General features: G+C 61.2%; 19 protein-coding genes. 3 read left to right on the top strand and 16 right to left on the bottom strand.

Translation table 11 applies throughout. The features are described from left to right. Nucleotides 1-25 precede the first annotated feature (25 nt). Together nikB and VKV57_01550 are read right to left on the bottom strand one after the other, a co-directional pair. Nucleotides 26-946: a nickel ABC transporter permease gene (gene nikB / locus VKV57_01555; protein ID HLW58590.1), complete on the bottom strand. Its 921-nt coding sequence runs from the start codon at nt 944-946 to the stop codon at nt 26-28. An 8-nt stretch (nt 947-954) separates the two neighbouring features. Further along, nucleotides 955-2,517 (bottom strand): ABC transporter substrate-binding protein, encoded by a 1,563-nt coding sequence (locus VKV57_01550; protein ID HLW58589.1) that lies wholly within the window; start codon nt 2,515-2,517, stop codon nt 955-957. Nucleotides 2,518-3,695: 1,178 nt separating this feature from the next. On the opposite strand from VKV57_01550, the gene VKV57_01545 reads away from it, so the two are divergent. After that, a complete protein-coding gene (locus VKV57_01545) occupies nt 3,696-4,091 on the top strand; it encodes a hypothetical protein (protein ID HLW58588.1) in 396 nt (131 codons plus the stop codon). A 478-nt stretch (nt 4,092-4,569) separates the two neighbouring features. Here the strand turns inward: VKV57_01545 and VKV57_01540 are convergent, their stop codons facing one another. Then, nucleotides 4,570-5,376 (bottom strand): IclR family transcriptional regulator, encoded by an 807-nt coding sequence (locus VKV57_01540; protein HLW58587.1) that lies wholly within the window; start codon nt 5,374-5,376, stop codon nt 4,570-4,572. A gap of 178 nt (nt 5,377-5,554) precedes the next feature. Between VKV57_01540 and VKV57_01535 the strand changes: the two genes are divergently transcribed. Continuing rightward, nucleotides 5,555-7,354: a peptide ABC transporter substrate-binding protein gene (locus VKV57_01535; protein HLW58586.1), complete on the top strand. Its 1,800-nt coding sequence runs from the start codon at nt 5,555-5,557 to the stop codon at nt 7,352-7,354. 41 nt (nt 7,355-7,395) lie between these two features. Then, nucleotides 7,396-8,565 (top strand): enolase C-terminal domain-like protein, encoded by a 1,170-nt coding sequence (locus tag VKV57_01530; GenBank protein HLW58585.1) that lies wholly within the window; start codon nt 7,396-7,398, stop codon nt 8,563-8,565. A gap of 213 nt (nt 8,566-8,778) precedes the next feature. Here VKV57_01530 and VKV57_01525 read toward each other — a convergent pair whose 3' ends face one another. The 13 genes from VKV57_01525 to VKV57_01465 all read right to left on the bottom strand — a co-directional run bounded on the left by VKV57_01525 (nt 8,779) and on the right by VKV57_01465 (nt 23,879). Continuing rightward, entirely contained in the window at nt 8,779-9,720 is a 942-nt protein-coding gene (locus VKV57_01525; GenBank protein ID HLW58584.1) for an HNH endonuclease signature motif containing protein, read from the bottom strand. A 102-nt stretch (nt 9,721-9,822) separates the two neighbouring features. After that, nucleotides 9,823-10,851: a DNA cytosine methyltransferase gene (locus VKV57_01520; protein ID HLW58583.1), complete on the bottom strand. Its 1,029-nt coding sequence runs from the start codon at nt 10,849-10,851 to the stop codon at nt 9,823-9,825. Then, nucleotides 10,829-11,395, bottom strand: coding sequence for a hypothetical protein (locus tag VKV57_01515; GenBank protein ID HLW58582.1), 567 nt, complete (start codon nt 11,393-11,395; stop codon nt 10,829-10,831). Before VKV57_01515 ends, VKV57_01520 begins: the two co-directional genes overlap by 23 nt. A gap of 910 nt (nt 11,396-12,305) precedes the next feature. Beyond that, nucleotides 12,306-14,030: a dihydroxy-acid dehydratase gene (locus VKV57_01510; protein ID HLW58581.1), complete on the bottom strand. Its 1,725-nt coding sequence runs from the start codon at nt 14,028-14,030 to the stop codon at nt 12,306-12,308. 24 nt (nt 14,031-14,054) lie between these two features. Next, nucleotides 14,055-14,816 (bottom strand): SDR family oxidoreductase, encoded by a 762-nt coding sequence (locus VKV57_01505; GenBank protein HLW58580.1) that lies wholly within the window; start codon nt 14,814-14,816, stop codon nt 14,055-14,057. 13 nt (nt 14,817-14,829) lie between these two features. Continuing rightward, nucleotides 14,830-15,834 carry a hypothetical protein gene (locus VKV57_01500; protein ID HLW58579.1) on the bottom strand — a complete coding sequence of 335 codons (1,005 nt, stop codon included), beginning with the start codon at nt 15,832-15,834 and terminating at the stop codon, nt 14,830-14,832. Further along, entirely contained in the window at nt 15,831-16,481 is a 651-nt protein-coding gene (locus VKV57_01495) for a cyclase family protein (GenBank protein HLW58578.1), read from the bottom strand. Before VKV57_01495 ends, VKV57_01500 begins: the two co-directional genes overlap by 4 nt. Nucleotides 16,482-16,749: 268 nt before the next feature. Then, on the bottom strand, nt 16,750-17,520 hold the full coding sequence (locus VKV57_01490; protein ID HLW58577.1) for an IclR family transcriptional regulator: 771 nt from the start codon (nt 17,518-17,520) through the stop codon (nt 16,750-16,752). Nucleotides 17,521-17,786: 266 nt separating this feature from the next. Then, nucleotides 17,787-18,734, bottom strand: coding sequence for a hypothetical protein (locus VKV57_01485; GenBank protein HLW58576.1), 948 nt, complete (start codon nt 18,732-18,734; stop codon nt 17,787-17,789). Between the two features lie 88 nt (nt 18,735-18,822). Further along, on the bottom strand, nt 18,823-20,343 hold the full coding sequence (locus VKV57_01480) for a sulfatase (GenBank protein ID HLW58575.1): 1,521 nt from the start codon (nt 20,341-20,343) through the stop codon (nt 18,823-18,825). Between the two features lie 66 nt (nt 20,344-20,409). Further along, nucleotides 20,410-21,771, bottom strand: a complete 1,362-nt coding sequence (locus tag VKV57_01475; protein HLW58574.1) for a hypothetical protein — start codon at nt 21,769-21,771, stop codon at nt 20,410-20,412. 359 nt (nt 21,772-22,130) lie between these two features. Beyond that, nucleotides 22,131-22,940: a carbohydrate ABC transporter permease gene (locus VKV57_01470; GenBank protein ID HLW58573.1), complete on the bottom strand. Its 810-nt coding sequence runs from the start codon at nt 22,938-22,940 to the stop codon at nt 22,131-22,133. 33 nt (nt 22,941-22,973) lie between these two features. Beyond that, nucleotides 22,974-23,879, bottom strand: coding sequence for a sugar ABC transporter permease (locus VKV57_01465; GenBank protein HLW58572.1), 906 nt, complete (start codon nt 23,877-23,879; stop codon nt 22,974-22,976). Nucleotides 23,880-23,943 lie beyond the last annotated feature (64 nt).

Below are 23,943 nucleotides of genomic sequence, written 5' to 3'. Positions count from 1 at the left end.
GACCGGCGGGGCGCTGCCGGCGGCCTCAGACGTAGCGGATTCTCGGGTCGACGAGAGCGTACAGGAGATCCACGCAGAGGTTGACGGCGACGAAGATTGCGGCGGCGACGAGAACGACCCCCTGGATCACCGGGATGTCCCGGTTGAAGATCGCGTCCACGGCGAGGCGGCCGAGCCCGGGCCACCCGAAGACCGATTCGACGATGACCGCCCCACCGAGGAGCCCGGCGAACTGTAGCCCGACGATCGACAGCATCGGGATCAGGGCGTTCCGCAGGCCGTGCCGGTACAGCACCCGCAGCTCGCCCGCGCCTTTGGCCCGCGCCGTGCGAATGAACTCCTGCCGCAGCACCTCCAGCAGACTGCTCCGACACAGGCGGGCGATGATCGACGCCGCCCCGGTCCCGAGCGTGACGGCCGGGAGGATCAGACTTCCGGCGGTGTCGGCGCCCGCCGGCGGCAGCCAGCGCAGGTAGTATGAGAAGATCAGGATCAGCACCAGCCCGAACCAGAAGCTGGGGAGCGAGATCCCGGCCAGCGCGACGACCGTCGCGGCGTAGTCGAGGAGGCGGCGGTGGTGGATCGCGGCGAGGGTGCCGAACACGAGGCCGAGCGCGATCGCGACGACCATGCTGGCCGCCGTGAGCCGGAGCGTGTAGGGCAGCCGGAGCGCGATCTCGGAGGCGACCGGCCGGCCGGTGCGGATCGACCTCCCCAGGTCACCGTGGGCCAGACGCCACACGAAGAGCCCGAACTGAAGGGGGAGCGGTCGGTCGAGCCCGAGCGTGTGCCGGAGGGCTTGGGCCTGCTCGGCGGACCCGTAATCCTGGAGCATCACCTGCACCGGGTCCCCCGGTACGAGGTGGATCATGAGAAACACGAGGATCGAGACGCTCAGCAGCACCGGCACGAGCTGCAGGAGCCGCTGGGCGATGTACCGGTGCACGGCGGCGGCTACTTCTGGATATAGGTATCGTCGGTGAGCAAGTCGCCGTACTTGTCCTCATAGAAGTCGTGGACCCACGGCTGCGCAAGCGTGATCGTGTAAGGACTCGCGATCGGGATCCACGGCGCCTGTTCGAGCAGGGTCTCCTGGAGCTGCCGGTACACCTCGAGACGCTTCGCGGGGTCCACGGTCACCCGACCCTCGTTCAGCAGACGGTCGACGTCCGGGTTGGAAAAGTGCACCCGGTTGGTGCTGGCCATCCGGCCGCTGTTAAAGAAGTAGTACAGGATATCCGCGTCGGGCCAGCCGTAACTGATGAGGATCGCGTCCTGCGCGCCCGAGGCCGTGCGCGCGAGCAGGGCGGCGGGTTCGATCTGCTCGATGTTCATCCTCACACCGGCTTTCTTGAGTTGGGTCTGGACGACGACGGCGATCCGGACATTCGTTTCCAGCGGGTACGTCCAGACCGTGAAGGCGAGCGGCTGGCCGGCCTTCTGGAAGATACCGTCCGGGCCCGGTTTCCACCCCGCTTCCGCGAGCAGCCGGCGCGCGCGGTCGGGATCGTAGTGATACGCGTTCTTGAGGCCCTTCGCGTATCCCCAGATCGTGGGCGCCAGCGGGCTGTCCATGGGCACCGCGAGCTTCTCGAGCGCGTAGTCGACGACCTCGTCCCGGTTGATCGCCCAGCCGAGCGCCTGGCGCACCCGGATGTCGGAGAAGATCGGCTTCGTGACGTTCAGCCCGAGGTACAGACCCCCGTCCTGCGGCGTCCGGAACACCTGGTACTTGCCGCTGGCGATCAGCTGCTGAGCTTGAGCCGCCGGCGTCGCCGGCAGGACGTCGAGATCGCCGCGCTGGAACGCGATCACCCGGGTCGATTCATCGGGGATGATGCGCGTCACGACCGAATCGACGTAGGGTGCCCCGCGGTTCTTGTAGAACTTCGGGGCCCACGCGTAGTCGGGATCGCGGTCCAGCACGATCCGGTCGCCGGGGATCCACTGCCGGAACTTGTATGGGCCGGCCCCGACGGGCGTCTGCCCGTAGTTCGGGCCGAGCTTGGCGATGGCGGCCGGGGACAGCATGCCGAGGAAAACGATGCGGAGCGACGAGAAGATGGGCGCGTAGGGCTGCTTGAACACGAATCTGGCCGTCAAGTCGTCCGGGGTCTCCACCCGGTCGATCGGGCCAATCCAACTGGAACCCGGCGCGGCCGTCTGCGGATTGATCAACCGCTCGATCGTAGCCCGCACGGCCTGTGAGTTGAACGGCGTGCCGTCGTGGAATCTCACCCCGGGGTGCAGCTTGAACGTAATCACGCGGCCGTCGGCGCCGATGGTCCAAGAGTCGGCTAGCTCCGGGATGAAGTTACCCGTGTTCTTGTCGGCGGTGACGAGCGTGTCGTAGAGCAGGGCGTGGACGAACACCCCCGAGGGTGTCTTGTGTGGATCGAGCGACGGCGGATCGGAGTCGGTCACCAGATTCAGCGTCCCGCCGCGAATCGGTGCCCCCACGCTGGGGGCCGCGACGGCTAAGGCCAGGACGAGGACGAGCAGGCAAGCAAGACGCATGCGCAACACGGTCGCGTTCCTCCTGGATCCGCCACGGCATCGGTCGGGTGGTCGGCGGGGCGCGATCATTGCCAAGGTGAACTTCTGTGGCGCCTTAGCATCCCCTGCGTGTTTGGCCGACCCCTCCGTTGGGATGGGGGGTCTGCGCCGCACAATCATGATCCGCCGGGAGTCTACCTCGGTAGCCGCGAATGTAGACCCAAGAACTGTTGCATACCGACTACGCCACAGTGTCCCAGCGTTTACACTGGCGACTCATACTCAGGGCATCTCTGAGATGCAGCGGCAGGGGTTGCTAGGAGCTTGCAAGTAAGACCAGCGGCCCACTGAGCGGAGATGCCTCGCGGAAACCGTTGATAATATGGAGCCGGCGAACGGATTCGAACCGTTGACCTGCGCATTACGAGTCGGCTCCCCTCTTTGTCGCCCTTTGCCGTGTCGTGCGCTGGTCCGCCTCCTCCAACTTTTCCGGCAAGCGCGACTGCCGCCCTCCGCCGTCCTCTCCACCCCTCTGCCGCCAGGTCCGGTAGCAAACCGGTAGCAGATTCCCGCCTCGTGAGCGCCGAACTTCTAGCAGGAAGTTGGCATTTCCCATCACAAGACTTGGGGGAGCCCCGACCTCCGGCAGCAGGTGAATGCAGATGAATGGTCACGGCGAGAAGTTGACTCGCAAGCAGGAACAGGCCATCGCCTCGCTATTGATCGAATCGACTTTTACGGCTGCGGCCACTCGGTGTGGTGTAAGGCGAAAGCACGCTTCGGCGCTGGCTACAGAACCCCGAGTTCAACACAGCCTATCGATCGGCCCGGCGCTGTATGGTCGACGCCGTCGTCGCCGACCTCCAGCAGGCCGGGGTGGAGGCCGTTTCGAGGTCAAGCCGGTCCTGGGTCCCAAGGACATATTCGAGAACGACGCCTGCGGCCCGCACTTCGGTGCCCGGGTGTCCGGAATTGAGGTTGCGGCGGAGGCATGCGAGAGCGGCTCCAGCGGCTGGAGGCGCTGCCCCAAGTCTGCGATGCGAACGATCGGGCATAGCCGTCTGGTCCACCGGTTGGACAAGGTGGAAGCCCGCCTTAACCCCGGGATACCTCGGCCGCTGGGTCCAGCCCTCCGGGAGCGGCTGCTGGGAGTTATGGGCAGCGGAGATCCCGCGGCGGTCCGCAGGGCTGTTGAGGACTTGCCCACCTGGCAAGCGCTTTTTCCCACAATGGACCCGGAGCACGTCGCGATCGTCCTCGATGTGTTCGCGAGCGGGAACTGGCCACGGGAGCGGACCGGCCGGTGCAACCTGGCGCGGATCGTCTACCACATCCTTGCGCAGGAGTGGGGCGGGCCCCTGGCCTTGCCCAGAGTGGTTGCGGATCTGTACCTGAACGATCCCGATACCTTGCCCATCCACAATTGCGCAGCGTGTCGGTACCGAATACCGACGTATGCTGGGTCTGGTTGTGAGAAGCGCGAAGTCTACTTCGCTGAATGTCCCCTGTGCGGCGGGCGCATCCGCTGGGAGTTGATCAGGATGAGCGACAGCCCGATCGGACCGGATGGGTATCCACTGCACCCTAAGCTCTGAGAGCTGGGGAATCCACCAGAGACGGGCCGGAGAGATACGGTCATAGCCGTGCGCGGAGCGGATCGCAGTAGCTCCATTTATCCAGCGGGCGTTCGGCGCAAGATCGATCTAAATTTTTGCACCGTCAGAAATGGCTGTTCGCGGTGGACCATGCGATGACAGTTCGGACAAAGGGGCCTCAGCTGATCCGGCCTTACCCTCTTCCGCCGGTTCTCATGGCTAGCTTCGTCTATCGTGGCTTGCAGACGTGGAACGGTCCCCTCGGCATGGAAGGCCGCGCTGGCTTGGGCAGGCCTGTGCGAGGCTTGGATGATACCTCCGACACCGGAGTTGAATGATGTTGATACTGCGGCTCTTGCACAAGACTTGTCGACGCTCCACCTCTGAAGAACATCCGGCTAATTACTCCCGCGGATGCGGTTTGTCGACGCACAGTTGGCAGGTTCGATCTGCGGCTCGCCCAAGTCTTCGTAGTCGGTTACGGTGATACCCTCACCGGTTGATACCCTAGCCGCCGCGAAATCTCGTCTGCGGCACGTCGCACAGCAATTCCGATGCGCAATTGGGCCGCTTGATCCATGCGGATCGATGGGCCAGACACGCTAAGCGCCGCCACCACTTGACCACGGCGTTCCCTGACCTCGGCCGCCACGCAGCAAATGCCCTCTCTGTACTCCTCGCGATCGATAGCGTAACCGCGCGACCTCACTGCAGTCAGATCTGCGCGCAACGCATCGCCGGTGGCCAATGTGTGCGTCGTGTGTCTCTCCAACCCCGCCGCGATCACGGTTGACAAGTAACCTTCTCCCGCTTGCGCGAGGATAGCTTTTCCCAACGCTGTGCAATAGAGCGGACTGCGTGTCCCAATGTGCGACACCATTCGTAACGACTGAGCGCTTTCGACCTTGTCAACATAAACGACTTCGGATTGGCTCGGGATCCCCAAGTGGACGGTCTCAAGCGTCTCGGCCGCAAGTTGCTCTAGCATCGACCGCGCTTGTTCGACGACATCGAGATCATCCAAGTACGCGGAAACCAGGTCCACGAGGCCCAGTCCGATACGGAAGCGCCCGTCCGACTGTCGCTCGACCAAGCCGTTGTGCTCGAGGCTATTCAAGAGTCGTAGAGCGGTGGTCTTGTGAACGCTGGCCTCTGCAGAGATGGCACTCAGTGGCATGCCTCGGCTGGGATGCCCACGACCCAAAGCCGCAAGTAGCCTTGCTGTTCTGTCGACGGTGGAACGGCTCTCGAATCCTTTGCGTACAGATGTTCGATCATGGCCCATCAAAAAACACCCCCACTTGTCAAATCCAGCAACCGTAGCCATAATAAAACCGCCAAACCAAAAATCGATAATAGCGTACCATATTCGTACAGCATGTGAAGGAAAACGGATGGGGTGAAACAAACTCTGTGGACGCTGAAGCGAGCTCGTCCGGGATCGAAGAGGGGGGACCGCCCTGATGAGAAAGCGTGACATCGCTCTCATAAAGAACGACGTGGCACACGCCCGACTCGGCCGCCGCGAGGCAATTGTCCGACTTCTCGCCCTTGGGTTGTCTGCCGCAGAGAGCGGGGCGTTACTGTCCACGATCGATTCGAGACCGGCGGCAGCCGCTCAGCCGCAAAGACGAGGCGCTGATGGAACTCTGAAGATACTCTACTGGCAGGCTCCGAACATCTTGAACGCCCAGTTGGCCGAAGGCAATCAGGAGATCCAGGCGACGCGGTTGTGCACTGAACCGCTCCTGACGGTGAATGCAGCGGGCCAGTTTACGCCGGTGCTAGCGGCCGAGGTGCCGACCCGCGCGAACGGCGGCCTGGCGCCGGACGGCAGATCGGTGACATATCGGCTCAAGCGCGGCATCCGGTGGGCCGACGGTCAGCCGTTTACCGCGGATGACGTCGTCTTCACGTATAAATTCATCACCGACACGCGCACCAAGGCGACCTGGTACGCAAGCTATTCGAGTATCGATCGTGCCGAGGCCCTGGACGCCAACACGGTAAAGATCACGTTCGCCAAACCGACGCCGGCATGGTATCAGCCCTTCGTGGGCGACAGGGGCCAAATTCTCCCGCGGCACGCGCTGGAAGCGTATCTGAACGAGTCGGCGCGCAGCGCGCCCTTCAACACGAAGTGTTTCGGCACCGGACCGTACAAAGTCGATTCGTTTGCCCCGGGCGACCTGATCGTCTATTCGATCAACGAGTTCTATCGGGAGCCCCTAAAACCGGCCTTTAGTCAAGTGCAGTGGAAGGGAGGCGGGGATGCTGTCTCCGCAGCACGTGCGGTCTTTCAGACGGGCGAGTACGATTTCGCGTGGAGCCTCCAGGTGGAATGGCCGGTCTTGCAGGCGATGGAGAACTCCGGGCGGGGCAAACTGCTGACTGCTCCGGGCGCCAGCCTCGAAGGCGTCTATTTCAACATGACAGATCCGAACACCGAACGGAACGGGCAGCGGTCGGCGCTCGGCATTCCCCACCCTATCCTGACCGATCTCCGCGTGAGACGCGCGCTCGCCCTGGCCGTCGATCGGCAGACCATGGCGTCGCAACTCTACGGTGAAGAAGGCGCCGCCACGGCAAACGTGCTCACCACGCCGACCCGATATGCGTCGAGAAATGCGCGGATCGTCTTCGATCTTAATGAAGCGAATCGGCTGCTCGATGCCTCGGGGTGGCAGCGCGGTCCGGACGGCATCCGAGTGAAGAACGGTGACAAGTTGCAACTGACGCTCACGACGAGCGTCAACTCACTCCGGCAGAAAGAACAACAGATCATCAAGGCCGGCTGGGACAAGATTGGAGTATCGACACAAATCAAGGCGCTCGACTCCGGCTCGTTCTTCAGCATCTCCGCAGGCAATAATGACACGTACCTGCACTTCTACAATGACGCCGAAATGTATGCAGTGAATTTCACGCTCTTTCCGAGCGGTTATATGGCGCAGTTCTACAGCGGGGATCCTGCACGGTCGGTTGCGCAAAAAGAGAATGGCTGGTCCGGTCAGAATGTGACGCGCTGGCAAAGTGCCGAGTACAATCAGATGTATGAACAGGCGTTGGTCGAACTGGATGCTCAGAAGAATGAAGATCTCTGGAGGCGCATGAACGACCTGCTGGTCGAGCAGGTTGTCGAAGTGCCCCTCATTGACCGGAAAATCGTCGCGGCCCGAGCGGCGACGCTCTACACAGGCAACAACATGAGTCCATTCGACAGCGCGACGCCCAACGTCGCCGATTGGCGCCGCGTGTCCTAAGCCGCATCCTCTGACCGGTCCGGCATCCTGACGAGGATTTCATGATGAAGATTGTCTCCGCCGAACTCATCAAGATTCGCATGCCCCTGGTCGTGCCCTACGTTGGCGCCGGAGGTTCACGGTCGTCGGTTGATCGTACGCTCGTCCGCCTTCGGACCGAGGATGGCCTGCAAGGCCTCGGGGAGACAGTCGGGTCTGCCAGCACCTTCGGGTTCCTGACCGCCATCTGCCAAGCCCTTTTAGGGGAGGACGGCCTAGACCGGACGGCCCTCCGGGTACGGATCGCCCCGCCTACGTTGCGCGACTCCGAGGGGCGGGATGGCTGGATGGCGGTCGCGGGCATTGAGATGGCGCTGTGGGACCTCGCGGGCAAGCGCTATGCGGCGCCGGTCTGGGAGTTGCTCGGAGGTGCGGTGCGGCGACGCGTTCCGGTGGCTCTTTGCTTCGGCGCGGCGTCGCTCCCCCTGGGAGCCACGCGAGAGGAGGCGGTAGCGTTCATCGCCGACGATCAGAACGTCGCTCGCCTAGTCGACCACGTCGCGCGCTTCGCCCGGCAGGACGGTTGCGGGACGGTCAAGATGAAGAGCCTAGGAGTGCGGCGAGACTGGGACGTGGCGGTGATGGCAGGCTTGCGCGAGGCCCTTGGGCCAGCCGTCGAGCTTCGCCTCGACCCCAACGCTGCCATGTCGCTCCCAGAGGCGCTGGCGCTCTGCACCGCGCTCGAACCTCTCCGGTTGGAGTACTACGAGGATCCGACATGGGGCCTCGAGGGCATGGCCAGCTTACGGCGACGGCTCCGGACACCGCTCGCCGGCAACATGTGCGTCGTCGAATTCAACGACCTGTCCTCGGCCGTTCGGCTCGGTGCCCTTGACGTCGTCCTGGGCGACGTTTTCTGTTGGGGCGGCCTGTCGGCGCTCGGGGAACTGGCAGCGATCTGCCGAACGTTTGGGCTCGACCTCGTGATCCACAGCTGGTTCGAACTCGGAGTGGCCACGGCCGCCAACCTCCATCTGGCTGCTGCAATTCCGCACATCAAGCGGGCGATGGACTGCACGTTGCCGCTCCACGCCGGTGACATCGTCACCGGGGGCAAGCCGCAGATCCGCGAAGGGATGCTGAGCGTGCCCGATGCGCCAGGCCTCGGTGTCAGCCTCGACGACGGGGCTGTTAATCGCTACGCCATCGAGCGCTGGGAGGCGATGCTGTAGCCGTCCGCGGCTACCTGTTACACCCGCTGGGGGGAAGTTCGAAGTGTCCCGTCTCACCGGAGCAGGAATCAAGACCGAAGCTTGCCCCCGCTGGTGGCCAGTCGTGGCCGCGTGACGATGAGCTCAATGGTCCCGCCGATGTTTGGAAAGACGAAATCTCCCTCCCGGCACCAGCTTCACCAAACAGAGTCGCAACGATTGAACCACCATGTGCTATTTGTGCAGCCAGCCGAAAAACTCGTTTCCTGAAATACCCAACCGGTGTACTTCATCATGGTCGACATTGCACAGCGTTATCAGGTTCTCGTGGTTGTTCGATCCGCCAGCCTTATGATGCTCGATATGATGCACTTCCAGGAATTGCCTGCGTTCCTCCGATCGTCTCTGCTCCACGGACCATCCACAATTCCTGCACCTGTTCATGTCCCTTTTCAAGACATCGTCATACACGGTGTCGGAGATATGTCGATCATGGTCTGGTAGTTGGTCTTCGGATTCGAGAACATAAAACTCACTCGAAAGATCCGGGCGGCCCGTAAACCGAGTAGCAACCCGATAGCCGTCTTCGGTCCGCAGCTCACGAGTTCTTCGGCCTACCTCCCTAACCCGGCCTGCCACGTACGCCAGCTGTTCTCCTGTCACAGGGCGCCGAACATTCGCAAGAAGGAAGGCCAGAATCCTGCTCTTTCCCGACCCTCCCTGCCGTCGAATCGTGTTGGCGACCTGCCACTTTCTGGCCGCCTCTGTGTCGGGATCGGTGCTCTCCAACACATATTGATCCGGCCGCAGATCCTCACGCACATTACCTGCCGCAATGCTTCCGGTTGAGATTTTGTAGCCATCCTGCACCCTCAGTTCCCGAACCCGTCGGGCGAACTCTTGAATACCTGAAACAACCTGAAGTTCCTTGCCTTCAATGACCTCGCTCTCGAAGAGTTTCATATACGCGAGTATTCGTTGGGTCGCACCCCTCGCGGAGGTGACGGCCTTGAGACGAACTCGTCCCAAATCCCTCGTATTATGCACGGCCTCTGCGAGGAGCAAAACCTCCCGACGGATTTCCGACGGGTCCCTTGCGAGGGGCTTTTCCAGTTCACGGAGAAGTTCTGTTATACGCTTGACGAGGTTCGCGGTCTCTGGATCAGGCTGACTCAACTCCGCTCCACCGCATTGCCGCGAGAAAAGACAGAGGGCCTGGTTTCGTTACCAGGCCCCCATTTTGGGGTTTTCCGCGCCTCTGCCAACGGGCGAGACCTCCTAGATTCGTGCCAGCTGTTTTTCCGATCCCATCCTCCGCTGCTTGATCTCTTCGAGTATCGCCCTTACTTCAGCCGCAACCGCACGTGCCAACTTGGGGGGAACCGCATTGCCGATCTGACGCGCCACCTGAATCTTGGACCCGTAGAATTCGAAGTCGTCCGGGAACGTCTGAAGCCTCGCCGCTTCTAGATGGGTAATCGGCCGGTCTGCCTGAGGGTGGAGATACCTACCCTTCTCCGGCTTAAAGAACTCCGTGCGAATCGTCAGAGCCTGTTTGTCCCATTCCAGGCGTCCGAAGACATCCGTACTCCCGGTGGGCTTGTTGAGCCAGCAACGGGGAGCCAGATCGGGCCTCTTCTTTATGAGATCGAACCGATTCCCACCGGGCGGAACACACCTGTATCGCTTGACCGACTTCGGAGTAGGATTCCGACCAATGTGCCAATCGACGCCCGTCGGTTGCAGAGGCAGATCGCCAATGGCATCACGGACCGTCATTCTCCCGGTCGTGGGGGGAGGAAGGCGCGGAGTGCCGCCCTTCACCGCCACTACGAATGTCCTCTTTCGCTGCTGGGGGACACCGTATTCAACCGCGTTTAGCACCGCGGCCGCGATTTCGTATCCCAGTTCCGTCGCCTTCCGCTCAAGGGACTTGAACTCCAACGATCGCAGGAACTCCGGCACATTCTCCACGATGAACACGGTAGGGTTGACCTGCTCGACGATCCGCATGTAGTGACGCCAGAGCTTATTCATGCTGCGGTGTTCCGCCAGCGGGATCATTTTCCCTAACGGGGAGAACCCTTGGCACGGAGGACCGCCGATGATGATCTCTGCCTTCACAGGAATGCGATCTAGACTCTCAATAGGCCCGTCCCAGACTTCGTGCTTGAAGTTTCTCCTGTACGTCTCCGCCGCCAGCTTATCAAAGTCCACCGCATAGACAGATTTGAACCCCGCCTGAACAAAACCAAGAGCCATACCCCCCGCCCCGCAGAACAGGTCAATGAACGTGTGTGGCTTCACTCCGTGCCCTCCCATAGAAAGCACAAATGTCCTGCATGGGGCACTTCTCATGAATCGGCCTCCGCGTCCGACAGATCGTCGAGGCGAGGTCGAGCAAGGCGAGATTCATTTCCCGACTGCGTCCCTTCGGCATCAGGTCGTCCACCGTCCTCCACATCGAAGAATCGGTGTGCGGCCGTTGTTTTGTAGATACGAACCCAAAAACTCTCCCGATGACGCGATAGATGTTTGGGTCAAAGAGGCCAAGTCGCCGGTGGTGTGCAAACACCAAAACGGCGCGACCTGTGTAGGGACCAACCCCCGGAATCTTGAGTAGCTTCTTGAGTGAGGATGGAAGTTTCCCCTTGAGCTCTCCGGCCAGATATAGCAAGGCCCTCCGGAGTATCTTGTACCTTTCGACCCTTCCCAAAGGCCAAAGAATGCCTCGAAGTGTCTTTCCGTCGGCCTCTGCGGCGTCATGTAGTGTAGGGAACCTCTTGACGAACTGCATGTAGACCGGCAGAACCTGCTGGGCCCCCGTGCGCTGAAGCATGAACTCCGCCACAAAGATCCGGTATGGTTCTCGCGTTTCGCGCCACGGATAACGCCGGCCGTGAGCCCTGAACCAACGAAGCAGTCGGCGGGCGAAAAGTCGCCGATATCGCGCTTGGTGTTCACCTTCCGGCTTCGAATCACCGCACAACTCGGGATGCACGTATTCGCGCCCTGTAGGGCGAACTCCTGTTCGTTATCGGCTGGTTGATCCTTCCATCCCTCATTCCGCTAACTATCCCACCCGCAGTCCTTCGCTTCTCAATTATGGAGCCTGCTTGTGAGTCCCCTTGTTAATTTCTTGTGTATTTACCGGAAATAATTTCTCGCCCCTCCCATGCCCCTGAAGCAGCCCATTTGTCCCGTGCGATTCCCCCGCCCGCTGATGACGACGAACACATTGCTTCACATCGCTTGTTGCGAGATGCATTCGCAATCTTGGTTTCTCGTCACGGTCTCAGACACTTGAAGATAGCGCTGTAAGCATCTCACTCGGTTGGTCGAATGCTTCATACCATTCTTTTGATGCCCGGATAGCGAGTGCCGGGCGATGTTCGGGGGCCCGTGCGATACAAGTCCGACATGCTGGACGATCGGGACCTTGGCCAGCCCCCGATCGGTGGGGTACATTAGGCGCGACGGCGACCATGCGAGCCGACCAGCGCAGTCGTAACCGGCAGGAGACCTGACGATGGCCGACAACGGTCCGCACAGAACTGCGACTGAAGTACGTGTGGGGTCTCCCCTCGTCCCGGGCGTCGATCCCTAGAGGAACGCTGGTGACCGGCGGCAGGGCCTCGTCCGTCTCGTTCGGGCGGCCGCGGGCGATGGAGAGGACCAAGAGAGACGAACAGCGTCTGCTTCCCAAGCATAGGTTCAAGGCTCTGCACCACCTCATAAGCGATATGAACGGCTAGCCATGGCTAGCCGCGGCCGACGACCGGCGGCACGAAACGTGCCTCCTCGACGCTCTTCGGGCGCAAGAAGTCGAGATCGCATCCTTCCGGCGCCTGCAACACGTGGTCGGCGAAAAGGCGCATGTAGCCGCGCACATGCGGTTGTGACGGCAGCGTCGACGTCGCACGCCGCCTCCCGAGTTCTTCATCGTTCACCTGAACCTCGATACGGCCGGCAGGGATGTCGAGTGTAATTTCATCTCCGTCCCGCACGAGACCAAGTGGACCACCCACTGCAGATTCCGGTGCAGCGTGCAGCACCACCGTGCCGTACCCGGTACCACTCATGCGCCCGTCGCTGATGCGCACCATATCGTCGACGCCCTGCCTCAGCAACTTTGGCGGAATTGGTACCGCACCCCACTCTGGCATACCCGGAACCCCGACAGGCCCGCAGTTCTGCAGCACGAGCACACTGTCCCGGTTGACATCGAGGGTTTCTTGCACGATTTTCATGAGCATGTCGTTATAGTCGCGGAAAACAACGGCGCGGCCTGTATGGCGCATGAGGCGCGGAGAGCACGCGGTCTGCTTCACGACGGCACCGTCAGGAGCGAGGTTGCCACGCAAGACCCGCAGTGCTGGCCCGAAGGATACAGGGTCGTCGAGTGTACGGATGACACCACTCGGCCCCGTTTGCGCAGACCGGTAGTTCTCGGCAACCGTCTGTCCTGTTGCCGTTAGGGCGCCACTCTCGAGGCACGGAAGCAGCACTCGCATGACTGTCGCAAGGCCCCCGTCTCTGTGGAAATCGTCCATGTTGCCTTTACCGTTCGGCTGAAGATCGACGAGTTGCGGGATACCGTCCCAGGCCACCTCAAAATCCTCTAGCCCGAGGAAGATGCCGCGGCGTCCTGCCATCGCCGTGATGTGCAACAGTGCGTTCGTCGACCCTCCGAGTGCCGCGAGCACGCGGATGGCGTTCCGGAACGCCGCCTCGGTCATGATCTTCGACAGCCTCAGATCCTCCCGCACCATCTCGACAATCCGTCTCCCGGTCGCCTCCGCGGCCGCGATCCGCCGTGCGTGGGTCGCAGGGATGTCGGAGGTACCTGGCAGCATCATCCCCAGTGCCTCCGAGATACTCTTCATAGTCGACGCCGTTCCCATTACCGCGCAGCCCCCCCCCGAGCTAGACATGTTGCGCTCCAGCGAGTCCCAATCGTCGTCGCTGAGGCGGCCTGCCGCGTACTCGTCGAGATAGCGCCAGTAGTCGGTCGCATACGTTACTCGATTTCCCTTGAAGCATCCGGATGAACGGTGACCGGCTGCGAGCTGGATCGTCGGCAGGTCGACGCTTGCCGCACCCATGAGCTGTGCAGGCGTCGTCTTGTCGCACTCTGCAAGCAACACGACCCCGTCGATGGGATGGCAGCGCAGCATCTCCTCGACGTCCATCGCCATGAGGTTGCGGTAGAGGAGATCCGAAGGCTTCACGAAGTCCGACGCCGTGGTAATGGTGTGGAACTCCATCGGGTAACCTCCACCAGAGATTACGCCACGCTTCACCGCTTCGACGAGGTGCTTGTGTGGCAGGTTGCAATTGTTGAAGTCGTTCCACGAGTTTGCGATGCCGATGATGGGCCGTCCACCGTACTCAGCATAGTCACGACCGACGGCCGCCATCGACATGCGGTGCTGAAACGTCGACGACTTCGGCCCGTCGAACCATTCCGCGCTGCGCAATCTCATGTCTGCCACCTCCGAAGCGATCGGTCATTGAGCCGTGTAGCCGCCGTCCACCATCAAGACCGCCCCGGTTACGAACGAAGCGTCCTCCGAGGCTAGAAACAGCACCGCTCGGCCCACCTCGTCCGGGCGGCCCAGTCGACCCAGCGGTTGCAGTCGGCGGATCTCTGGCATCATGGCCTCGATGCCACCGTGCTTGTCCATGGACCGGCGGGCCATCGGGGTATCGATCCAGCCTGGGCAGACGCAGTTGACGCGAATTTGCTCGGGGGCGTAGTCGAGCGCCATCTCGCGGGTCAGCATCACGATCGCACCCTTCGACGCCACGTAGGCTGCGCCGTTCCGCTCACCCACGATGCCCTCGATCGACCCCGTGTTGATGATGGCGCCGCGACCCTGCCGCTGCATATGGGGAATGACGTATTTGGAGCAGAGGAAGACGCTCTTCGTGTTCACGGTCATCTGGCGGTCCCAGCGCTCCTCAGAAGTCCTCGTGACCGAATCCGTGTCCTCGATACCCGCGTTATTGAAGAGGACATCGACACGAGTGAGGCTCCGGATCACGTCCTCGACCATCGCCTCGACGGCTCCGGATTGAACCACGTCCACAGTATAGGCCCGCACGCGGTCCTTGAAAGGAGACGCAGACACCCATGCATCGAGACGTCGCCCGTCGATGTCCACCGCTGCGACGGACGCTCCTTCCTCGAGGAAAAGCTCAGCCGTCGCTCGCCCGATCCCCGAAGCAGCTCCTGTGACGACGACTACAGTACCGATGAACCTCTCCATGCACGATCCCTCCTTAAACCCCTTGGACGTCCCCTGCTTCTGTAATCTGCAGAACCTCCGAGAACCCACGGAAGCAGACCAGCACGATCGAGGCGTGAAACTGCGCATCTGGTTTGATCCAGCAGGCCGTCCCGGCCTCGACCGCCTGGCTAAGGGTGATTGGATGTCCTGTCCAGGGCTCCAGCGCCACGTGGTAGTAGCCGCGCCAGCCGCCGTACACCTGCCAGAGCCAGAGCCCGGTGAACGCCTCGGAAGCCCAAAGCCCAAGCCCCGCGCCCCCACCTGGGTCCGTGAGCGCCCAGAAGGCGCGCCCGGCGTCTGGAAACAGGAAGTGCCCGGCAAACTGGCCAGCTTCGGGTCCGCGCACGACGCCCATGTCGACCGAATCACCGCCTGCGACGGGCAGCATGGGCCAGCGATAGCGCTGCCCGACGTGGCCCATGCTGCCACCGCTCGACTCATCCACCTGGGCCGTTCCTGGCGGCAGGTGGATGCGGCTGCCCGGCACTACCTGAAGCGCAGGATGGAACCCGATTAGGAACGGTAGCGGTGCGTGTCCAACGTTCCGGATCGAGAAGTCGACGCGAAGATGACGAGCGTCGTGGCCTAGACTTATTCGCCTGAGCGATTCCACGGGGAAGACGCGCCCGCCAGCGCGGAGTTCCAGCCGGACGGCTGCCTCGTCTTCATGGGTGGAATCCTCCCATGGTACGTTCCACCATTCGCCGGAGTCCGGGATGTCGAGTCCGTCGACGCTACATGGATAACATGTGGGAAAGAAGGTGTCCGCTCCACCCGACCAGTGGTCATCGAACGAATCCCCGACGGATGCGCGCTCTGGTGCGATCCGCGGATTGCGCCAAAGCCACTCCCGCCGCTCCGCGCGGTCCTCTAGGCTGAGGAGTTTGCCACCGGCCTCCGGCAGCACCGTCAGCCGAAGAAATCGGTTCTCCAATACGACGGCCTTGAGACCGTTGTACGCCCACCGATTGTCGGCCACCGCACGCGAACGGCTCACCGCTGGCGCTCCCCTGTGTCCGCACGGAACACGACGCGGCAGGGCGCACCATCGAGTCCGACGAGCGGCAGCGGTAGGCAGATAAGTTCGCCGGACGATCCGGGCACCTCCTCGAGGCGGATCAGACCTTCGAGCACGGCGACTTGACTCCCAAGCAGCGCCTCGTGCATGGTTTTCGGATCCTGCTCATGCGGGGTCGGCGTGTCCATCCCCACGAGGACGACCCCAGCTTCGATCAGTCGCTGTACTAGCTGCAGGCAGAGGGACGGGAAGCCAGAGAAGTATCCTCCTGCGCCCCAGCGCTTCCCCCAACCCGTGTGCAGCAGCACTCGGTCGCCCGAACCTGGCTCACGCGGCCAATCGAAGTCACCGTAGTCCACTTCTCCAGACTGCGGCTCTCCGCGTAGGCGGGCGATGATCGCGGGCCCGATCAGCTGTGTGAGCGGCCAAGTCTCGATCCCGCCGCCGTCCTTGATGAAATGGGACGGCGCGTCGAGATGCGTCCCGAGGTGCGTGTAGAGAAGGAGTTGGTGCGAAACCCAGCCCTGCACGGCGAATTTCGCAAACGGCAGGACGTAGCCGCCGGGCTCTCCCGGAATGCTCGGCGTTCCGTTACGGATCGGAATCGTCAGGTCAATGAAGTCCATGCGCACCCTCCTCACGGGCAGGCAGGTCCCTGTCAAGTCCCGACCTTTGGACGAACGGGCGGCTGAAGATCAAGCAACGCGGTCGGGGAGGATTAAGGAGGTGATGTGCTACGGTCGATACGCTCGGCCGTTCGCAGATAGCGAATACTGTGAGTGGCCCGACATCGCGCGTTCCGGCTGGACTCACCGATTCTCCGGGCGCCAAGCCCTAACCATGGTGCCATCGACTTTAAGGCCGCGTTCATCTGGCAAAGTCCGAGGCCGACCGTCAATAGGCATTGGCCACGAATATGCTCAGGGCCCGAGCCGCTCTCACGACCTCGGCGGCCACGGCGTCGAGGTTACGTTCACCCGGAACTACCAGCCGGGAGATGCTGATGCCAGCGACGGCAACGCCTCGATCATTCAACACCGGGGCTGCAACGCATTCCAGGTGTTCTGAGTACTCTTCCAGATCCACGGCATAGCCCTTCCTACGCACATCGCCCAAGTGCCTGACCAGTTCCGTCGGATCCACCAGGGTATTCGGAGTATGGGGGATCAAGTCGGCCTGCTTTATGTAAACACCCACCTCTACGGTCGGGCGGAATGCCAACATCGCCTTGCCGAGCGCGGTGCAGTACGATGGCGCCGTGCGACCGATGCTCGTGTCGATCCGCACCACTCGGTCGGTGACGATCTTGTCAACGTGGATGACATCTCTAAGGTCGTCGCTCAAGACCCCGAGGTTGACGGTTTCGTGGACCCGAGAGAAGAGGTTCTCCAAAACCGGGCGGGCGACGCGCGTAAGGGTGAATTGCTCCTGCAGCTGAATCGCGACTTGCAGGAAATGGAGCCCAGGTCGATAGAGCCTAGTCTCCTCATCGACGGCGGCAAAACCACTTTGAACCAGAGTTCGCAGAAACCGCATAGCGGTGGAAGGCGCGATGTTCAGCTCGCGCGCCAACTCCCGCACGCGCACCTTGCCCCTGGATGCCAGGATCTCGATGATCTTCAATACGTTCTCGGAGCCGGTCGCCTGGGCACGTTTCTTCGGCATACGCACTATCGCCTTGTACAGTCCGTCATTCTAACACCCAAGCCTCAACCCGATCCACCCGTATTCGCTTCGGGTGTGTGTGAATGAAAACGATCAAAAGGATCGACTGTGGCCAACGTCCGGCCCTTCGGCAAGGAAGCCGTGAAGATCACATCGACGGCGGGGCCTGTCGACCATCGAACTCGGGTCGCGCCGTGCGACGAGCGAGCTGCGCCCCTGCGAGAACGCAGTGTAACCGCATGCGATCTCAGTATACGGCCCACCTACTACTCCCGTAATCCGCCTGGTGACTTCGATGGATCCATGGCCAACCCATGGCCCGGCGGCGACATCTTTCCAAGGAGCCCCGCACGGTCCAGCGCCTCCAAGCCGATTGCAGCCAGTCGCACCCGCTCCTTGATCTGCAGATTCGCCGTCGACTGCAGGTGCAGTCCCACGGGGTCCGTTGGCGACTCAGTGCTCAGCCCGAACTTGAGGTGTACCGGCGCCGCGACCCGTACAATTTCCGGCAACTCGTGAAACCGAGATCCCCCTCCCAAATCGGCGGGAGCCTCCACGTACACGTCGAGAGGGATGGGGATCGCCTGCCGGATGGCGGCGATAGCGCCCAGGGGCAGGTCGACCGGCAGATTGAACGAGTTGGCACCCAAGCGCCAGAGGACCTGAGCCGAAGCCGGATTGCCGTGCCCCATGGACACCGAGGTCTTGAGCGAGACGTCGACAGGGATCTCACCGAGAGTCCTGAGCTGGTCCAGAACCGAGAGGAGCCCTTCGTCCGAGATCAGGAAGCCCCGGATGCCGGCGCTCAAGGCCCGCGAGACATCTTCCAGGGCAAACAGGAGCTGCGTTGCACCCTGCAAACGTTTGCGGGCCGAACCGCCCGCGCGGCTGCGGGGTTGTGCCAGAGGCCCGTTCTCCCCCCGCACGCCCATGAACAGGAACAGGCCGATGTTGTGCGTCGAGGCCATCGCTTGCATGTCCCTGAGATCTCGGTCACTGAGCTTGGTGATACCCGTTCCCTGAGACACCCGATGGACAGGCACGCCCATCTGGCTGGCGGCGTACACCATCACGTCGAACACTTCGAGGTTCTCGACTTCCGGAATCTCAATCCGGAAGCGCCCTCCGTCCGGGAAGGTCAATGGTGACTCCGGCACATGGGTTAGGTCGGCGGAAAGACCCAATGTTCTAAGCCAGTTACCCGGCGTTTCCAATATGGGCGCACCCTTCTTTCATGGCTTAATCAAGTACCCGAATCTCCCCGCGCCTAAGCGCCTCAAGTAAGGCCGGAGTTTTGCGCGATCAGGCCAGCTCCAAACGTGCATATAGCTCGTCCGGAGCCGAGAGCGCGGCAAGGGCTTCCTTCAGGAAGGCCTCCATGCTCCGTAATCGATCAGGGGCCAGGCCGCTGAGATCGGTATTCTGCCACGGATCAGCCTGGGTGTCGAACAGGAGCGACTCCCTATACCACGGGTCAAACCGAACCGGATAACGCCAGACCGGGGTCGGCGTATACGGCAGAAACCGGCCGCTAACCACTGTGTCAGGATCGGGCAGCCGAACGGGGTGGAACCAGTCGAGCGGATTCATGAATGCCGTCGAATACAAATACAGTGGCCGCTCCCAGTCGGGAGCCCTGTGATAAGTGTAACGGCCGTCCGTAATGTTGACTGCCCGCCCGTAGTAGCCGTATAGCGCCCAATCTCGAACCCGTTCGCCGGCCTCGGTCAGGAGAGGAACCAGGCTGTGACTGTGCGGTCCGGGGTCGACATCGAGTTCCAACAGATCCAGCACGGTGGCATATAGGTCTACGGCTGAAGTCAATGCCTTAACCCGGCGGCTATTCGTTGCCGCCTGTGGATGCCAAATGATCAAGGGAGTTTTGGCGAGCACGTTGTAAACATGACAATCCGGCTTGCCCATCGCGCCCTTCTCGCCAAGGTAGTGCCCGTGGTCGGAGGTCAAGATCACGGCCGTGTTGTCCCACAGCCCATAGTGATCCAAACGCTCCAGGAAGCGGCCCAGCCACCGGTCCACCATGGTCATCTTACCGGCGAACTGCGCGCGGACGAACGCCACCTGCCGAGGCGACAGCCGGGCTGGCCCGGACTCGTATACGTTCCCGTAGACTGGCCACAAGATCATCTCCGGGTCGTTCACGTCCTCGTCCGTGTACATTCGCGCGTACGCGTCGGGATTGTGGAACGGCTCGTGCACATCGAAGCTGTCGATCACAAGGAAGAACGATTCCTGATCATGGTTGTCGTCGATCCAGCGGGCCGCGCTTTGGAATACGCGAGGGGCGAAAAACTGCTCCTCATCCTTGAACCCGAATGTATTGCGGGCGTACGAGAGCGGGTTCATGTAATCGGTCGAAGGCTGCGCAGAATCAAAATTCAATTGCCGCAGAAAGGTCGGATCGGGCGAGCGGGGCGCAGTCTTCCAAGCGTCGTGTTCCTGGCCGCGGATGAAATCGAACCCCTGGTAATCGCTATAGTATCCTTGGCTTCCATGTTGGAAAAAGTGGAAGTGGTCGGTCACCAGCTGTGTGACGATGCCCGCGCCCCGGGCGAGACGCGCCAGCGGCCGGTCGAACGGCTCGATCGGGCCCCACGGACGCCAGAGGAACTCTTGGACACCGGCCAGGAATTCCCGTCGGGCGGGCATGCACGGCAAGCTGCCAGCAAAGTGCGTATCGAACACGGTCCCTCGGCCAGCCAGAACGTCCATATTTGGCGTCTTGACGTCGATCTCGATGGGTTGGCCATAGATCTTGAGAAAGTGGCGGTTTAGGCTATCGATCGAGATCAGGACAACGTTCATCGCAAGCTCCTCTTTCCGGCATCCTTCGTAGCCACACCCTGGGATTTGGGGGTCACGGACTCCCGATCATACGGCGGCTGCTCGCCGCACCCGCCAGCGATAATGGTCTTGCATCTCCCCGTGGTAGGGCAGTCCGAGGATCGCGTCCAGCATGTCCCGCGCCTGCGACTCAGACCGCGTCCAGGGGTCCATAATCACCAGTTGGAGCAGCGCCTCATAATCGCCATTCGCGTACGCATCGAGCTCCATCTCAACCGGCGCCACCCGATCTCTTAGCGCGTGCGCCAGAAGTGGCGCCGGCAGTCCATCCGTCTGGATTGCTTGGATGCCGCTTCCACTCACCAGAGCGGGGATCTCGACGGCGAAGTTTCTCGGGATCCCCGGCACATACGAGCCCGTATTGGGGACGTCGACGATCAGAACTCGCGGTGTATCCTTGGCAAGAGACTCGATGAGTGGAATCATCGTCTCTCCGGATGGCTCAGCCCCAAGCACCGACATCAAGGGTTGAGACGGGTTCGCCGCAGCGTCCCGGACGCGCGCCACAACGCTTTGCGTGTGCTGAAAGTAGCGGTCGAACCAGTCGTCGGGATCCTCTCGCCAAAGATGCTGGGTGTTCGCGTCCGTATGGTACCAAGACCCCCACGCCCCCCCCCCGGGCGTGCACGTGTCCCCGATGGGGAAAGCTCTGAATCGCCGGTACAAGTCGATCGCCTTGGGTCCCAGGTAATCGCTCGGCGGGCACTGGTTCCAGTAGTCTTGCGCGTGCTTCTCGATCCAAGCATCGACGAGCGGGAACGCGTTCTCGCCCCGGTACCGCAACTTCGTCAACCAGACGAAGTGGTTCACTCCGGGGATCTCGTAGGTAACGTCCCTGCGATCGAGTCCCATCGCGTCCGTGAGAGTATACACATGCCGGTACCCGTGGCAAAGTCCTACGATCTTGGATCGCGGATACTTGCCGGTCAGGTACGTGACCCCCGCCATGACAGGATTGGCAACCAGTACGTACCAAGCGTCGGGACATTGGACAGTCATGTCCTGCAAGATCGACTCCATTAGCCGGAACTGATAGAAGTTGATCCAGAAGGCCTCATCGTGCATGACATGGAAACTGCCTCCAAAGCGATATCCGCGATCTTTTGCCATGGACCAGCCCGCGCGCCACCGGTCATGTCCCTCCGCCAGGGCCGTGTTGATGACGAAGTCTGCACCTTCCAGGGCGATACGGCGGTCGGTCGTCTTCTCAAGTCGCAATGCGGCGCCAGCTTCCAGCGCATACCGGTTGCAGACTTCGAACGCGGCCCCCAGACGGTCTGCGTCGATATCCATGAAGGTGATGGTATTGCCCCGCAGTCCCGGTGTCAGGCAGATGTCCTTGACGAGCGAAAGCGAGAACATCCCACTCCCGGCACCAATGACGGCCACCTTCGGCAAGGCATCCGCTCCTTCAAAAAAGAATACACTGTTCTGTTAGTCGATACAAAATATAGGGTCTATGTAGCTGCCTGTCAACCCGAGTAGCGACGTCTTAGGCTGCTGTTTCACACCTGAAATCCTAGCGTCCCCCGCACATTCGCCCGCCCACCGTCTAGCCTCGATAAGATGCGTTGCGCTTTTGCATGCGCACACCAGTTCGTGTTGATTGATTACCTGCACACCCCATGCTCCGTCCAGGTTGACCCCAACGGTCGCCCCAGATCCCGGCCGAAAGCAGCGCGGACATACAAAGCAGGTTGATTGCGCAACGCACCGTGGCCGCCGGCTGTAACGCGTAGCACCCATAGTCAGTGCTCCACACCCACGAGCACGCCGCTGGCGAGGTGCCGCTGGAACAGGAGGAAACAAATGACCGTCGGTACGCTACCGATCAAGAGCAAGGCGAACATCGCCGGATAATTCGTCAACCGCTGGCCAGTAAGCAACGCGATGCCCACTGTGATCGTGCGCGTGCCTTGCTGTTGTAGAAACACTAGTGCGATTAGTAGATTTGTCCACATTTGGACGAAGTTGATCACGCCCAATGTCACGAGCGCAGGACGTGCCACAGGAATCATGATGCGCGTGAATATGCCGTGATAGGATAGGCCGTCCATTTGAGCGGCCTCGATGAGTTCATCCTGCACGCCTGCGTAGTACGACCGCATAAGGTAGACGCCGAAGGGGCAAGAAGTGGCGACGTACAGGAGAACGACAACCTGAAAGGTATTCACCCAACCGAGATGTGCCATATTCACGAACAGGGGGACGAGGATCACTTGGAAGGGTACCATCATGGCACTAAGGATACTAACGAACAAGAACCGGTACCCGGGAGGTCGCAGTTTCGTCAGCGAGTACGCCGCCATGCTGGCCACCAGGAGGTTCAGCAACACGCCAAGAACAACGACGATCGTGGAGTTGAGCAGGGCCCTCAGCGGGTCCATCGTGTTGAACATGAGCTGGAAGCTAGAGAGCGTCCAGTCCCGCGGTAATCCGTATGGGTTGGCGAAGTACTCGCCCATCGATTTGAACGAGTTGATGAACATCAGAAAGAAGGGGTAGAGGGAGGAGATCGTCACGATGCTCAACCCCGCATACACCGCGATCCTGCTCACGTGTAGCCTACCGAGTGCGTTCGCCACGTTCGGTCATCCCCCCGTCTGCAGAAACTTCATGGGAACCAGCGCGACCCCCAGCATCACCACAAACAGCAACACGCCGACAGCGGAAGCTTCTCCGAAGTTCATGTTGGAGAATGCGTCAACGTATATGTAAAACTCCATGGTCGTTGTGGAGAACCCCGGTCCGCCATTGGTCATGACAAAGATTAGCGCAAACAGGTTGGTAAAGGCGTTGATGATGCTGAACACACCGAAAAATTCCACGTACCGTTTCATGAGAGGTAAAATGATCGACCGCATCATGGTGACCCCGCTCGCTCCATCGAGCTTGGCTGACTCAAGAACCTCCGGCGGGATGGCGCCAAGACCGCCGAGGTACACAATGAGCCCGGTACCCATGAAGGTCCAGATTGCGGTAACCACCAGTGCGCCCATCGCCGTCACGCTGTTGGCAAGCCAGTCCACGCGCCCCACATGGAAGAGGCTCAACAGTGCGTTGAACGGCCCGTTGTAGGAGTAGATGTACGCCCAGACGATCCCAATTACCGTATACGAAAGCGCGGTTGTGGAGAAGATCGCCAAGCGGAAGAACTGCCAACCCCTGACTCGGCCGTGCAGCATCACCGCCAACACGAGCGGGAATAGAGTCCATATCGGTATACAGGCGAGCAGGATCACGTTGTTGATCGCGATCTGCTGAAACGTGATGGAATGGAGGAGGTGCAGGTAGTTGCCCAAGCCCACAAAGATGGCATGAACGCCATCCCAATCGAAGAAGCTGTAGTAGAAGGCTTCGAGGATCGGGACGAGGAGAAAGAAGGCCAGAAAGGCAACGGCGGGCAGTACGTATACGACGCCGATCAGCCCTGCATGATGCCGTCCCCAGAGACGCCGACTCAGTGATGGCCGTCGGGTGCGGGGAGCAGGAGTCACGAGAAGATGGTGTCCGCCTCTGTCTCGGATTGAGTAGAGATCGGAGGGCGGTGCCGTCCCATAC

It is taken from the genome of bacterium, assembly GCA_035307765.1.
Taxonomy (GTDB): domain Bacteria; phylum Sysuimicrobiota; class Sysuimicrobiia; order Sysuimicrobiales; family Segetimicrobiaceae; genus Segetimicrobium.
The sequence above is the reverse complement of the archived record's forward strand: the minus strand, read 5'-3'. Positions and strand labels throughout refer to the sequence as shown.